This window comes from Fortiea contorta PCC 7126, assembly GCF_000332295.1.
In the GTDB taxonomy this organism is placed as follows: domain Bacteria; phylum Cyanobacteriota; class Cyanobacteriia; order Cyanobacteriales; family Nostocaceae; genus Fortiea; species Fortiea contorta.
Map to the genome: position 1 here is coordinate 4,942,158 of NZ_KB235930.1, position 13,004 is coordinate 4,955,161.

Genomic DNA, 13,004 nt, shown 5'->3' on the forward strand with positions numbered 1-13,004 from the left:
GAGAATTGAAAATATGGTACGGGGAATTAGGAATGGTTGTGAGAGCAACTTTTATGAGTCTCTAATCCTTGATTTCCCTGCAAGCCACCAGTGTGTATTAATAATAAGCGATCGCCTATAGAAAAAAATTCCTGCTGCAGCAAGTCCATAACTCCATAAAACATTTTGGCGGTGTAGACATAATCAAGGGGTACGCCGTGGTCTTGAGTGAATTGCTGGCTGAAGGTTAATAGTTGATTGTTGACTTTAGCGTAACCACCGAAATGATAATCGCAGATCAGTTTCCAGGATGGGGAAAAATTAGACGGTACAGGTAAACCAGAAGCGAGGTAATTTGTCAATAACTGCTCAATTTCTAAGGCGAGAAAATCTCCGTTTTTGAGTACAGGAAAACCAATTACTCGCTGTTTTGGATGCAAGGAAAGGGCAATTCCTGCCAAGGTAGTACCAGTACCGCAAGCTAAACATATAGTATCAAATGCAGAGTGTTTCGGAAGTATCTCTGTGCAGCCACGGACACCATTGAGGTTGCTACCACCTTCGGGGATGAAAAACACCTCACCAAAACGTTGCTGTAAGTCTTTTTGCAGAGCGATCGCATTTCTGTGACGGTAAGTTTCGCGGTCAATGTAAAATAGCTGCATACCTTGTTGGGTGGCGAAACTCAGGGTAGGATTCAGAGGTAGTGTTTCTTCCCCACGAATAACGCCGATAGTGTGGAAACCCAAAAGATTTCCAGCGGCCGCAGTTGCATATATGTGGTTAGAATAAGCACCGCCAAAGGTAAGCACAGTTGTAAAATTTTTGTCTCTAGCTTCCATGAGGTTATATTTCAACTTAAACCACTTATTACCGTTAACCCACGGATGCATACAATCAAGGCGTAGCACTGACAATTCTACACCGACATTTTGAGCAATAATACTTTTAATTGTTTGTATCTTACTTTCATATTTCATAAAAAATTACACAGGAGTTGAGAAACTCACTAAAGACCTTACCATGCAATATTTCTACATTTATTGTCAGCCATATAAATCATATTTGTTTTAAAGAAAAAACTCAGTACACTTTTACTCCCTGTTAAGATTTTCCAACTTCTGCAATAATACCAATTCTCTAAATGTTGGCAACACATCAATAACCTGTAAGGGCGTAGGCTCCGCCTTCCCGCAGGGTACGGCCGTTCGCCCCTACCAATTTATCTGTTATCCCCTTTTGGCGAATTGGTATAAGTCTATTGAAAACTTGCTAAATTACCACATCAGAAATAAGCTGAAAAATAGGTAAGTTCCCAGCATAAATTTGAGAATCTATGGCTAAAATTTTTGATTATATCACTGAAGAATTACAAAAATTTATTGCTGCTCAAAATCTTTTTTTTGTGGCTTCTGCTCCCCTGAGTCCAACAGGTCATGTTAATCTTTCTCCTAAAGGACTAGGCGGTTTTCGTGTCCTGTCCCCCCATCGTGTGGGTTATTTGGATCTGACAGGTAGTGGGAACGAAACTTCAGCCCATCTATTAGAAAACGGGCGAATTACTTTTATGTTTTGCGCTTTTCAAGAACCTGCAGGTATTTTGCGACTCTATGGTCGAGGATATGTGATTATACCCAGTTCACCCGATTGGGAGGCTCTGTATCCCTTGTTTCCGGAAATTCCGGGAGCGCGCCAAATTATCATAGCTGATATTGATCGCGTGCAAACTTCTTGTGGTTTTGGTGTACCACTATATGAATATCAAGGTCAACGAGAAACTTTAGTGAAATGGGCGCATGGAAAAGGAAAAAAAGGATTGAAAAAATATCATGAGCAAAAAAACATGGTCAGTATTGATGGTTTAGTTACACCGTTGAATCGGGAAGAGGAAAGATAGGGAATGGTGTTTTTGTTTCGTGTGGTCAAAAGGGGAAAAATTGCAGTAACACTGAACCAAGACTACCAACGAAGTCAAAAAAGCTGGGTTTTCCGGTACTAACTTTACCGTCTTGGGGTGTTTGCAGTTCTTTGAGAAAAGCTTGGGCTGTTAATATTCCTGAATTATTATTTTGGGATATAAACATTTTTTCTGCCATCTGGGCGTCTTGAAAAGCACCTTGTCTATCTAATATTTGGTAGCGAGCGACACCACGAGCTAGATAAGCACCTGCGTAGTCGGGTTTCATAGCGATCGCTTGACGAAAATAATCGATGGCTTGTTGTTGATTTCCTTTTTGGGCTTCGGCTACACCCCAAGCGTAAAATTCTTCAGGTGTGGCGATTTGTGACGGAATACCAATTGCACCTTGCAGGCTTGTACTATTAAGATTTACCCCATTTAATTCTGCATTCATCAAATAACTATTTCGCAAATCTGCACCAGCTAAATTTGCACCACTGAGTTTAGCACTACTCAAATTGACGCCAAATAACCCAGCACCGCTTAAATTTGCTCCTCTTAAGTCTGCGGCGCTTAAGTTTGCACGGCTTAAGTTTGCACCTGCGAGATTGGCTCCGCTTAAATTGGCTCCTGATAAATCGGCTAATACTAAACCTGCGCCTGTCAAATCACAATTTTGACATTCTTTGGTGGCTAATAAACGTCTCACATGTTCAGAATTAGCGGCTTGTACGCTTGTACTCAGGCTAATTGTGGTTAAAAATACGGTTATGGCTAAAATTTGACTGTTCATATTCCCTACCAGGGTTAGCTGAGATACATTGATACTTCAGCTTATGATAGGAGGGATTTGTGCCAATCGTCATCTTTAGTAGCCAATATTACTCACTGACGTATCTATTAAGTTGAGTAACAGTAACTACTCTGTCATTTTGCCATTTGACTGCTCTGTTAGTTTGGCTGGAAAAAGACCAATTTACTCCTGCAAATAACTTCAGAGCAACCGTTAGGGTGGCTGCTAGTAAGAGTTTTTCCCGCATAATCAATACACTCCATACCTGTAAAGCGATCGCCGAACCTTACTTATACTTAAGTATTATTCCTTTTGACTTTCAACCCAGTGATAACCGAAGGTAGTTACAGTGATTGCTATCAAAATTAATTGTGATCGGACTCACAAATCATGATTTGAACGTGTTTGTCTAAATGGGTAATAGAAAATGAGGGTTTTCAGATACCCCCTTTTCTTCCTCTTCCTCGTTCCCTGTTCCCTGACTACGCAAATAGTTTTAGTAATCAAATCGGATTCCTAGTTATCAATATTTTAGACAACAAACAAAAATTTATTGGCAAATTTATCAAGAATATTTGCTTTTTACTGATAGAAATATAACCGTCAAGCCTTTGTCTATAACCAATGATAGAGAAAAAAATTATCCCAAGGGATTGATGTAATCTTAATCCAAAAAAGTATAAATAGAACTAGTTAACCCAACAGACAAACATAGCAGTTCCCAATTACATGAGGTACACACTCTCATCTTTAATCGCAACGAGACGTACCCCAGGAAAATCAGAAGTGCTATGAGTAGTTATCCCTATTAAGAGGAGGAAGAAATGGTTGTAGGTGTGCATAGGCGTGCTGTAGGCGTATTTTCTCACCGTCGGAATGCGGAACAAGCCCTACATGAATTGAAACATTCCGGCTTTCCCATGGACAGAGTATCTGTTATTGCACGGGATGCAGACCGCAAAGATGATATTGCTGGTACTCCAGTCCAAGAGACAGTTGGCGATAAAGCTGACGAGGGTGCAAAAGTCGGCGCCATCTCTGGTACGGCTGTAGGTGGTTTAACTGGTTTATTAGTTGGTTTGGGAACTCTAGCAATTCCGGGAATTGGGCCTATCATGCTCGCTGGCGCCACAGCCACAACCTTAGTCACAACTCTAGCAGGTGCGGGAATTGGCGCAGTGGCTGGTAGTTTGCTCGGTGCATTGATTGGTTTGGGAATTCCTGAAGAGCGAGCCAAAGTTTACAATGAACGAGTAGAGCGCGGCGACTATTTGGTAATCGTCGATGGTACTGACGCAGAAATAGCGCAAGCAGAAGCAATTCTGCGTCGGGGTGGGATTGAAGAGTTTGGTGTTTATGACCAGCCTAACGGCAAATATCCCACGACTAATGTTGCTCATCATCATGTTGCGGAGCATCGAGGTGCAGGTACCAGACATGCTATTGGGTATTTTTCTCATCGCCAAGATGCAGAAGCAGCTATCACCGATTTGCGATATGCAGGTTTTCCCTTGAGTCAGATTTCCTTGCTTCACAAAAAGCCTTTGGAAGGGGAAACTTTCGTAGGTGTCAACACTAGCGATCGCCTTGAGTATCAAAGACTAGGGCTAGAAGACGACCGCGCTGAGTTCTATAACGAACGAATCAAGCAGGGAGATTACGTAGTCGTAGTTGAAGGTACAGACACAGAAATTCAACAGGCGGCCTCAGTGATTAATCGCCATAGCATCCAACAATGGCAAATTCACGAGCCAGGCAATTATAATACCTCATCTTCACATACAGCTAAACGCGCAATCGGTGTCTTTTCCCATCGCCGCGACGCAGAAGCAGCATTAACAGAACTACGGGATGCGGGTTTTCCGCTCAACCAAGTCTCAATCATTGCTAAAAATACCGATGGTACAAACAGCGATCGCTTGACTGGGGTAGACAGAAACTTAGGCACAGGAAATAAAGCTGACGAAGGAGCAAAAGCCGGAGCTGCGACAGGTGGTGCTATCGGTGGACTAGGTGGCTTATTAGTTGGGTTAGGCGCTTTAGCTATTCCCGGAATCGGCCCTGTAATTGCAGGTGGAGCAGTAGCGACAGCTTTAGCCACAACCTTAGCAGGGGGCGCAATTGGCGCAGCAGCTGGTGGTATTGGCGGTGGACTGATTGGTTTAGGTATCCCAGAAGACAGAGCACGAGTTTATAGCGATCGCTTCCAAAGAGGCGACTATCTGCTCGTTGTTGACGGGACAACAGACGAAATTCACCAGGCTGAAACTATCCTCAAGCGCCGAGGAATCCAAGAGTTTGGTGTTTATGACGCTACCGATATCCCCCAGAGCGATCGTCGTGACGTTCACCAAACCCCAGTTGCAGATATCCACCGAGATGATCCTACAGTAGTGATTATCGACCGTCGAGACGAGCGACTCTAAGTAATCACACTTACACAAGTGTCAGACCTTTTCGTGGAGGCTCTCTATAGCTGAAAGTTAGGGTCTAATCCCTTCTCCCCTCTCCAGGACTTGTATCTTTTGCTCCTCCCACACCCCACTAACCAACATTCGCGTGTTTATTTCCACAATCAAATCTATGAAAAAGCTGACTCCATTCTTAATTAGTAGTTTGTTAGTATTTGGCGCCGCAGCTTGTGACGTTGCTTCTAAGACCAGTGAATCTGCACCCGCTAACCCCAACGAAGCCGCACAAGTACCAAGCGCGGAAGCAACACAAGCAGCTCAAGAAGACGCGCAGAGTGAACTGCGACGCCGACAACTCAATCAAGATATTCGCGCTCGTGAAGAGAGAAATAATGTAACAGGTGGCGACGCAAATAGAGCTAAAGCTGACCTAGAAAGCGAAGTTCGCTCTAAATTAGAAGCGAATATCCCCAATGGTCAACTAACAGTAAATGCTGAAGATAATGGTACTGTCACCGTTGGCGGAACAGTGAATAATCAACAGCAATTGTCTAAAATCGAGCCTTTAGCCAAAGAAATCAAAGGCGTAAAAAGCGTAGTGGTTAACGCTAAGGTTGCGCCACCGAATAGTTAAAGTTACCAACTATAAATCCAAGATGGAAACTGAACAATATCAAGACGAATTAGTCAACAATAACACCATGGAAGGTGCGCTAGCTCTACCTAGTGCCGGTAATGAAAACCTACCAATGCTACCACCAGCCAGCGAGCCAGAAACTCAATGGGAGCGTTGGGGTAGAAAAACTAGCGAATTTTTAGAGCAATTACCCGATTACGTAGGTAGGTTTTTTCAGCAGTACAAACAAGCTCTCATCACTCTGGGTTTAATTCTGTCAGCAATTGTCACAGTTAAAGTAATATTCGCATTACTTGATGCCATTCATGGCATTCCCTTGTTATCACTAAGCTTTGAGTTGATTGGAATTGGTTACGTAACTTGGTTTGTTTACCGTTATCTAATCAAAACCTCGACTCGCCAAGAATTAGCAGCAGAAATCAAGGGTATTAAACAACAAATGGTTGGCGAAAAAGCTACAGAACCTTTAAACCAGTAATGAGTTCTGACCTCAAATAGAGACGTAAAATTTTACGTCTCTATTATTATCTAATGGGGAAACTTAAAATTTACCGTTTCGATAACTTGGAGGATTCGTGAGGATGAACTATACATCTCTAGATAGACAAAATTATTTATTCCTGCAATAACTTCACTTCTTTAGATAGTATTTTTTTTCCTTGCAAACACATAATCTAGTTCTCGAACTTATTCAACATCATCTTTAAAGAGGACATAATTGATGACTAGTAAAAAAGTTAATAAAGCGGTAGATTCATCTCAAAGAGCAGAAGTAGATACCTACGATCGCGGTATCGTACCAGCAGAAACTGCAGCCCGCAAGGAAAGAGAAGGAGAAAATTTTAAAACACTCCCCACAGAAGAAAAAGAAGCCAGCGCCTTAACTGATGATCAAACTGATAGCGAAAGCATCCGCACCACAGACGGCTATACAGTAGACAAAGAAGGCTTAATCAATAACTACGCAGTTGAACCAGAAATGTACTACGAAGTACCTGGAGACGCGAGAGCAGAAATTGCTGAAGACACTGCAGAACGCCTAGAAGAACTCGAAGAAGTTAACGAAAATCAAGAAGGTCGGTTAACAGATAAGGGCGACCAAAGAGGTAAAGGTACAGGTGTCGTTTAAATAATAATAGACATCTCCAGAAATTAGTTCTGCCTTCGCCCTTTCTTTATTTTCACTAAATCGTAAACGGCTCAAATTCATAATGTTGCCATTGTCGCTGATACCATTCAGCAACTAAAGGGCGGATAATGAATTTGGGCTGATCTTCACCTTGAACATCGATGCGTAAACCTGAATAAGGGCGTCGTTTTAGTTCACCTTGACCGTTGCGACCAAGATACAAATGCGATCGCGCCACTGTCTTTGTCTCTTGTTGAATAATTTCTCGCAAATCAGGCCCTTCAAGTCGCTGACGTCGCAGACTAAAACCGCTACCACCGCAAACAATCCAATTGATATGCGAGTCTGCGTGTCCTGTGTTCTCTGTTTGCAGATATTCTAAGCAATGAGCATGACCATTTAATACTAAATCCACTAGGGGACGTCCTTGAGTTAAGGAACCTAATGTATTCGCCACTGCATCAAAAACATTACGGAGACGGTTGCGAATTGCTAAAGTTTGTGACTGCTGCCATTTTGTCGCCTCAGTCACGTAAGGGGGATGGTGGAAATAAATCACCCTTCCCCTGACCTGGGCGTTATTCCAGGATTCTATTAGTTTTTGCTTTAACCAGTTTAATTGTTCGGTATCGGTTTGAGTTTTTTGGTCAGAATTGAGTTGTTTGTCGATATCGACAATTATTTCTTCAGTTTGAGACAATTTTGCTTGCAAATCGTCTAATTGTTCAGCTTCATCGGGATTTTTAGGATTCAGCTTGGCTGATGCTTCCATAATTCTGGATTTCTCTTGTTCCATCTGTTGACGACGTTGTTCTAAAAGCCGTCGATCAGCGTCACCTGCTTGTGTTGCAGGTAGAGGTAACGGATCATTAAATGTATTAGAATCCAGGGCAAAGAAATCTATACCACCATAGCGAAAAGTGTAGTAGCGATTTGGTAAGCGGGTAAAGCGTCCTGGTTGGTAAGCTAAACAGCGTCCGGTGTCGGTTTTGGCGGTGTAGTGTTTGTCTAGATGATTCTCTAGCTCTCCTGGAAGCTCAAATGCTTTGAGATAATCTAGAAACGCCCTTGCGTAAGCGTCACCAGTGCGAGAACCATGTAAACCCACATCTAAATCTAGGCGCTTTTGCAACAGATACCGAATGGGTAAAGTGGAGAAGGACAGCAAACTTAACAAAATCGGCAAGTCGTAGTAATCATGGTTTCCCGGCACTGGTAGAATGGGCAAATTGAAGACCATCCGGTCATAAGCGATTTGATGAGGAGCGTCTCCACCCACCAGAAACTCTTTATAAGGCTGGATGAAATTCTGTTGGTAGAACTCGCTCGAACCGACTAAATAGATGACATCACCCGTGTGCAGCATGAAGCGACATTGATCGTGATGAGGCAACATCATCTGTGCTACTTGCCGCTGGGGATTGTGACCTAAATGTTTACCAGAGCCACTGTCACCTATAACTAAAAACGAGAACTCATTATTATCCCCTTGATTATCTTCCAGCACTAATCGAGTTTGATCAATCCCCATCTCTTGAATCAACGGATCTTGCCAGCGCACCCGTTGATTCATCTTGCGAATTTTATTAGCGATCGCTGAATCAGAAACTAGTTTCAAGACAATTTACCTGAAGGATGAAGTCTGAAGGATGAAGTCTGAAGTCTGAAGTCTGAAGTCTGAAGTCTGAAGTCTGAAGTCTGAAGGGTGAAGTATGAAGTATGAAGTATGAAGGGTGAAGTATGAAGTATGAAGGGTGAAATTACCGCGCCTATAAAGCGACTAATCATTTACGATCTATTATCACTCCCCACACCTCCCACACCTCCCACACCTCCCCATCACCCCACCTCCCACACTCCCCATCACTCTCATGTCGCGTCTTTGAGTTCGATGGTTAAATTAGGAAGTCCGTCTAGTTTTTCTGTCGGTTCTTCTTCTTCAACTGTCGGGACAAAAATCTTTAAACCTGCTGGTACACACTTAACTGCAATCGGCGTTGTCCCGACTATCTCACCGTCGATCACAACTTTTTGCGGTGGGTCAGTTTTGATTGTAAATTGCTTGGCTCGCAGATAGCCGATGTCGTCTCTTTCTGCGGCGTTTCCTGATGAAGCTGTTTGGAAGAGGTGGTATGTAGCAGCGATCGCTCCGGCTTTAGTAGTTGGCGCTACAATCGTTAAGTCGAGCAAGCCATCATCATAAATGATACCTGCTGGCCCTTGAGCTAATACAGAGGTTGCAGGGGCTGCGTTAGCTACTGTCACCGCCGCCGCACTAGTTTTAATAATCTTGTCGTCAGTTTCAATTTCCACATCAAAACTCTGTAAATTCCGCAATTGCTGAATTCCTGCCAAGATATACGCCATCATCCCGAAACGATTCTTAGCTTCCCGGTCTGCTAGTTCTACAGTTTCCGCCTCAAAACCAATACCAGCCAGTAGCACCATTGGTAAATCATTACAATAAGCTACATCTACATCACGAGTAGCTCCCTGTAAAATTGTTTGACAAGCAGCCTCTATGGTGTCGGGAATTCTCAAAGCATTTGCAAAAGCGTTAGCTGTACCGCGAGAAATGATACCCAAAGGAATATTAGCTCCCACAACGGCGGTAGCTGCAGCGGATAAAGTCCCATCTCCTCCCGAAGCAATAATTGCATCTACCCCCCGTTCAACCGCCGCCAAAGCCAACTGATCAGCACCGACTTCCGCTGTTGTCAGGTAAATATCTAAGTCAATTTCTGGCTCTAATAATGCCCTAATTTGTGACAGTGCTTGTTCTGGGTCGCCTTGACCAGCCACCGGATTGAAGATCAGGCAAGCGGAACGCTTCATAGTAGTTAAATTAAGTTGTAATCAATAAAATACCAAACTATTCCTAGCATCCCCGTTAAATTTAAGCTTCTCTCTATTGGTGGGTTTGTTGCACGGGGAGGTGTGGGAGGTGGGGAGGTGGGGAGGTGGGGAGGTGGGGAGGTGGGGAGGTGGGGAGGTGGGGAGGTGGGGAGGTGGGGAGGTGTGGGAGGTGTGGGGAGTGTGGGGATTAAAGCGTCAGGCTCAAAGGCTGGCGCTTGAGGTTCCAAGGCTGACGCTTGAGGTTCAAAGGCTGACGCTTGAGGTTCAAAGGCTGACGCTTGAGGTTCAAAGGCTGACGCTTGAGGTTCAAAGGCTGACGCTTGAGGTTCAAAGGCTGACGCTTGAGGTTCCAAGGCTGACGCTTGAGGTTCAAAGGCTGACGCTTGAGGTTCAGAGGCTGACGCTTGAGGTTCAAAGGCTGACGCTTGAGGTTCAAAGGCTGACGATTCGAGGTTCAAAGGCTGACGATTCGAGGTTCAAAGGCTGACGATTCGAGTTCAAGGTTCAAAGGCTGACGCTTGAGGTTCAAAGGCTGACGCTTGAGGTTCAAAGCCTGACGCTTGAGGTTCAAAGCCTGGCGCTTGAGGTTCAAAGGCTGGCGCTTGAGGTTCAAAGGCTGACGCTTGAGGTTCAAAGGCTCAAACTTTAATAACCACACCCCATCACCCCATCACCCCATCCCCCCATCCCCCCATCACCCCATCACCCCATCACCCCATCACCCCATCACCTTGAGATTCCAGTACAGCTGCAACTCTCAAGATGAGTGCTTCGTTGTAGGGCGCGGCTATTAACTGTACACCCAAAGGCAGGGAATTTGCTAAATGAACAGGCACCGATAAAACAGGTAAGCCGATGAAAGATAATGGTTGCGTAAACGAGCCTAAGTGAGGACGGACGAGAATTTCTTGTTCGTCTAAAATCATGGTTTGTTGACCGATGAAAGGGGCAACGATGGGTGTGGTGGGGGCGATAATTATATCTACATTTTGAAAGATTTCACGGATGCGATCGCTATACCATCTCCGAAACTTTTGTGCTTGCAGATACCAGCTATTCGGTATTAATGCTCCTGCCAAAAAGCGATCGCGTGTCGCCGGATCAAAATCCTGGGGACGCAATTTCAAATTCTCTAAATGCAGATTTGCTCCCTCGCTGGCTGTAATCACAAAAGCGGCTGCTTTAGCCCGACTAGCTTCTGGTATCGTCACATATTCAGTGACCTGCAAAGCGCGGGCGACCTGTGTAACGGCTGCTAAGGCTGCTGGTGTGGCACCTTGGAGAAAATAATCATCAGCAATAGCAATTTTGATACCAGAAATATCTTGATTTAATTGTGGTAAACACAGTTCTGGAGGGCGGTTTGTGCAGACTGGATCTTGTGCATCTTCACCCTGCAGCACATCAAACACCGTGGCGATATCCCTCACCGAACGAGCAAAAGGGCCGATGTGGTCAAAACTCGTGGAAAATAAAGCCACCCCAGCACGAGACAACCGCCCATAAGTTGGTTTCAAGCCGAAAACACCGCACAACGCCGCTGGTACTCGAATTGAACCATTGGTATCAGAACCGAGCGTCAACGGGACAAACCCAGCCGCCACCGCCGCTGCGGAACCACCAGATGAACCTCCAGCTATACGTTTGGTGTCATGGGGGTTGTGAGTTGCTCCATAATGAAAGTTTTCGGTGACAAAACCATAAGCATATTCATCCATATTTAAAGTGCCAATTAGCACTGCTCCCGCTTGTTTCAGCTTGGCGATCGCTGTAGCATCTTCAGTAGCTGGGGGATTTTCGGCATTAATTTTCGACCCCGCGAGAGTTGTTAAACCCGCTACATCAAAGAGATTTTTCACAGCGAAAGGGACACCAGCTAAGACACCCGGATCATCACCAGCGGCGATTTGGCAATCAATTTGAGCTGCGTCAGCTAAAGCCATGTCTGCAATCACAGCCGTGAAACAATTCAACGCATCATCGCCCTCCGCAATTGCTGTCAACGCTGCCTGAGTAACTTCCACGGCGCTAACTCTACCTTCCCTAACAGCCGCCGCGATTGATACAGCATCATTCATGGTGTAAACACAGGTGCAACTTCCACATCTTCAGGCAAAGGAAAAGAATTGATCATGTGAGCGATCGCTCTTATTCTCTCAAAATTTGCCACCACCCCATCTCGATACTCATCCCGTAGCTGCAAATCCAGCAACAACGCCATTTGCTCCACATACTCAGTCACATCAAACTGCTCATTCTCCATCATTTTTACCACCTTAATATCATCCCTATTCCCTACCCCCTACATCATTGCTCGCAAATCTTCCACAAAACTGGTGAAAAATCCCCTGACATCTACCTGCAGCGCCACCCAAGCATTAGGATTAACTTGAGGTCGATGACGATGATCCATGAGAGTTTGTCCCCGCGTCCATTCCCCTTGAGTTTCCACACGGACGATCGCTCGTCGCAGCAGCAGTGTTTCTGGATAAAATAAATATCCTAAAGTGGCAGCATCATGCACCAAAAAACCTGGAATTCCCTCGGTTTCTCGATATTGCAAAGCGGTACCAATCATGAAATCACTCAAGGCTAGTAAAAACTGAGCCATTTTCCCATCAGGGTGCTGGCGTGTCAAGGCTTGCGCCATGTCTGCGGTAAAAATTAGGTGTCGTGTCACGTCCAACGGTAGCACCACAATATCATCTCTGCTATCAAAGACGACTGCAGCGGCTTGGGGATTAAACCAGATGTTGAACTCTGCATGAGGGGTGACATTTCCTGGAGACTGGAAAGCTCCACCCATGATGACAATTTCTTGAGCTTTTTTCAAAATACCGGGTTGCTTGGCTTCAGCCGCCGCCAAGTTAGTCAAAGGAGCGATCGCCACAATTGTAATTTCGCCAGGAGCGGCGTTGAGGTGGTCTACAATCAAATCATCTGCATAGCGTGCCGACTCATATCGATGCTCAGGAGGTGGTAATGTTTGAGATAAATTACCCATGCCATCTGCACCATGAATATGTTCAGCGTCCTGGTTAGTGTCTGATTTGATAGGGACTGGGCGCCCAACTTCGATATGAGAAAAACCCGTCAAACCTAAAATTTGACTAGCACTGGAGAAGGTTTTGCGAGCAGAAACATTACCATCCACAGAAGTGACAGCAACCAAGTCGGCTAATCCCCTGTTGACAAAGCTTAATAACCACAGCAAGGCAAAAATATCATCGCCACCAGGGTCAGTATCAAGAATAATTTTGGGAATGGCGGGAAGTTTCATATTTAACGATAAATATTAA

16 protein-coding genes are annotated in these 13,004 nt (G+C 44.6%); 5 read left to right on the forward strand and 11 right to left on the reverse strand.

Annotated elements, in window-relative coordinates; all coding sequences use genetic code 11:
- Positions 1-26 precede the first annotated feature (26 nt).
- A complete protein-coding gene (locus MIC7126_RS0123180) occupies positions 27-959 on the reverse strand; it encodes a 1-aminocyclopropane-1-carboxylate deaminase/D-cysteine desulfhydrase (protein WP_017655517.1) in 933 nt (310 codons plus the stop codon).
- 356 nt (positions 960-1,315) lie between these two features.
- Between MIC7126_RS0123180 and MIC7126_RS0123185 the strand changes: the two genes are divergently transcribed.
- Positions 1,316-1,876, forward strand: a complete 561-nt coding sequence (locus tag MIC7126_RS0123185; protein WP_017655518.1) for a pyridoxamine 5'-phosphate oxidase family protein — start codon at positions 1,316-1,318, stop codon at positions 1,874-1,876.
- 25 nt (positions 1,877-1,901) lie between these two features.
- Here MIC7126_RS0123185 and MIC7126_RS0123190 read toward each other — a convergent pair whose 3' ends face one another.
- A complete protein-coding gene (locus MIC7126_RS0123190; protein ID WP_017655519.1) occupies positions 1,902-2,672 on the reverse strand; it encodes a pentapeptide repeat-containing protein in 771 nt (256 codons plus the stop codon).
- A gap of 88 nt (positions 2,673-2,760) precedes the next feature.
- Entirely contained in the window at positions 2,761-2,919 is a 159-nt protein-coding gene (locus MIC7126_RS30750) for a hypothetical protein (protein ID WP_154655958.1), read from the reverse strand.
- A gap of 577 nt (positions 2,920-3,496) precedes the next feature.
- Between MIC7126_RS30750 and MIC7126_RS0123195 the strand changes: the two genes are divergently transcribed.
- The 4 genes from MIC7126_RS0123195 to MIC7126_RS0123210 all read left to right on the forward strand — a co-directional run bounded on the left by MIC7126_RS0123195 (position 3,497) and on the right by MIC7126_RS0123210 (position 6,849).
- Complete coding sequence (locus tag MIC7126_RS0123195) at positions 3,497-5,098, forward strand: general stress protein (RefSeq protein WP_017655520.1); 1,602 nt, start codon at positions 3,497-3,499, stop codon at positions 5,096-5,098.
- A 157-nt stretch (positions 5,099-5,255) separates the two neighbouring features.
- Positions 5,256-5,717, forward strand: a complete 462-nt coding sequence (locus MIC7126_RS0123200) for a BON domain-containing protein (RefSeq protein ID WP_017655521.1) — start codon at positions 5,256-5,258, stop codon at positions 5,715-5,717.
- 22 nt (positions 5,718-5,739) lie between these two features.
- Positions 5,740-6,198, forward strand: a complete 459-nt coding sequence (locus MIC7126_RS0123205; protein WP_017655522.1) for a CAAD domain-containing protein — start codon at positions 5,740-5,742, stop codon at positions 6,196-6,198.
- Between the two features lie 243 nt (positions 6,199-6,441).
- Positions 6,442-6,849 carry a hypothetical protein gene (locus MIC7126_RS0123210; RefSeq protein ID WP_017655523.1) on the forward strand — a complete coding sequence of 136 codons (408 nt, stop codon included), beginning with the start codon at positions 6,442-6,444 and terminating at the stop codon, positions 6,847-6,849.
- Positions 6,850-6,904: 55 nt separating this feature from the next.
- Here the strand turns inward: MIC7126_RS0123210 and MIC7126_RS0123215 are convergent, their stop codons facing one another.
- The 8 genes from MIC7126_RS0123215 to MIC7126_RS0123245 all read right to left on the reverse strand — a co-directional run bounded on the left by MIC7126_RS0123215 (position 6,905) and on the right by MIC7126_RS0123245 (position 12,985).
- Positions 6,905-8,467: a metallophosphoesterase gene (locus tag MIC7126_RS0123215; RefSeq protein WP_017655524.1), complete on the reverse strand. Its 1,563-nt coding sequence runs from the start codon at positions 8,465-8,467 to the stop codon at positions 6,905-6,907.
- A 251-nt stretch (positions 8,468-8,718) separates the two neighbouring features.
- On the reverse strand, positions 8,719-9,684 hold the full coding sequence (locus MIC7126_RS0123220) for a YegS/Rv2252/BmrU family lipid kinase (RefSeq protein ID WP_017655525.1): 966 nt from the start codon (positions 9,682-9,684) through the stop codon (positions 8,719-8,721).
- A gap of 5 nt (positions 9,685-9,689) precedes the next feature.
- Positions 9,690-9,932: a hypothetical protein gene (locus tag MIC7126_RS30755; RefSeq protein WP_154655959.1), complete on the reverse strand. Its 243-nt coding sequence runs from the start codon at positions 9,930-9,932 to the stop codon at positions 9,690-9,692.
- The gene (locus MIC7126_RS30760; protein ID WP_154655960.1) at positions 9,893-10,141 is read right to left on the reverse strand and encodes a hypothetical protein; all 249 of its coding nucleotides are present in this window, start codon (positions 10,139-10,141) and stop codon (positions 9,893-9,895) included. Before MIC7126_RS30760 ends, MIC7126_RS30755 begins: the two co-directional genes overlap by 40 nt.
- Before the next feature lie 18 nt (positions 10,142-10,159).
- Positions 10,160-10,363 carry a hypothetical protein gene (locus tag MIC7126_RS0123230; protein WP_017655527.1) on the reverse strand — a complete coding sequence of 68 codons (204 nt, stop codon included), beginning with the start codon at positions 10,361-10,363 and terminating at the stop codon, positions 10,160-10,162.
- Positions 10,364-10,415: 52 nt separating this feature from the next.
- A complete protein-coding gene (locus MIC7126_RS0123235; RefSeq protein ID WP_017655528.1) occupies positions 10,416-11,783 on the reverse strand; it encodes an AtzE family amidohydrolase in 1,368 nt (455 codons plus the stop codon).
- Complete coding sequence (locus tag MIC7126_RS0123240) at positions 11,780-11,968, reverse strand: DUF4089 domain-containing protein (protein ID WP_026100477.1); 189 nt, start codon at positions 11,966-11,968, stop codon at positions 11,780-11,782. The genes MIC7126_RS0123235 and MIC7126_RS0123240 overlap by 4 nt, the downstream gene beginning before the upstream one ends.
- Positions 11,969-12,007: 39 nt before the next feature.
- The gene (locus MIC7126_RS0123245; RefSeq protein WP_017655530.1) at positions 12,008-12,985 is read right to left on the reverse strand and encodes a nucleoside hydrolase; all 978 of its coding nucleotides are present in this window, start codon (positions 12,983-12,985) and stop codon (positions 12,008-12,010) included.
- Positions 12,986-13,004: the final 19 nt, after the last annotated feature.

What these genes read in the sequence shown, in the direction of transcription:
- MIC7126_RS0123220 (WP_017655525.1), bottom strand. Translation starts at nt 9,684, where the DNA reads ATGAAGCGTTCCGCTTGCCTGATCTTCAATCCGGTGGCTGGTCAAGGC.
- MIC7126_RS30750 (WP_154655958.1), bottom strand. Translation starts at nt 2,919, where the DNA reads ATGCGGGAAAAACTCTTACTAGCAGCCACCCTAACGGTTGCTCTGAAG.
- MIC7126_RS0123235 (WP_017655528.1), bottom strand. Translation starts at nt 11,783, where the DNA reads ATGAATGATGCTGTATCAATCGCGGCGGCTGTTAGGGAAGGTAGAGTT.
- MIC7126_RS0123245 (WP_017655530.1), bottom strand. Translation starts at nt 12,985, where the DNA reads ATGAAACTTCCCGCCATTCCCAAAATTATTCTTGATACTGACCCTGGT.
- MIC7126_RS0123205 (WP_017655522.1), top strand. Translation starts at nt 5,740, where the DNA reads ATGGAAACTGAACAATATCAAGACGAATTAGTCAACAATAACACCATG.
- MIC7126_RS0123190 (WP_017655519.1), bottom strand. Translation starts at nt 2,672, where the DNA reads ATGAACAGTCAAATTTTAGCCATAACCGTATTTTTAACCACAATTAGC.
- MIC7126_RS0123185 (WP_017655518.1), top strand. Translation starts at nt 1,316, where the DNA reads ATGGCTAAAATTTTTGATTATATCACTGAAGAATTACAAAAATTTATT.
- MIC7126_RS0123210 (WP_017655523.1), top strand. Translation starts at nt 6,442, where the DNA reads ATGACTAGTAAAAAAGTTAATAAAGCGGTAGATTCATCTCAAAGAGCA.
- MIC7126_RS0123240 (WP_026100477.1), bottom strand. Translation starts at nt 11,968, where the DNA reads ATGGAGAATGAGCAGTTTGATGTGACTGAGTATGTGGAGCAAATGGCG.
- MIC7126_RS0123180 (WP_017655517.1), bottom strand. Translation starts at nt 959, where the DNA reads ATGAAATATGAAAGTAAGATACAAACAATTAAAAGTATTATTGCTCAA.
- MIC7126_RS0123200 (WP_017655521.1), top strand. Translation starts at nt 5,256, where the DNA reads ATGAAAAAGCTGACTCCATTCTTAATTAGTAGTTTGTTAGTATTTGGC.
- MIC7126_RS0123195 (WP_017655520.1), top strand. Translation starts at nt 3,497, where the DNA reads ATGGTTGTAGGTGTGCATAGGCGTGCTGTAGGCGTATTTTCTCACCGT.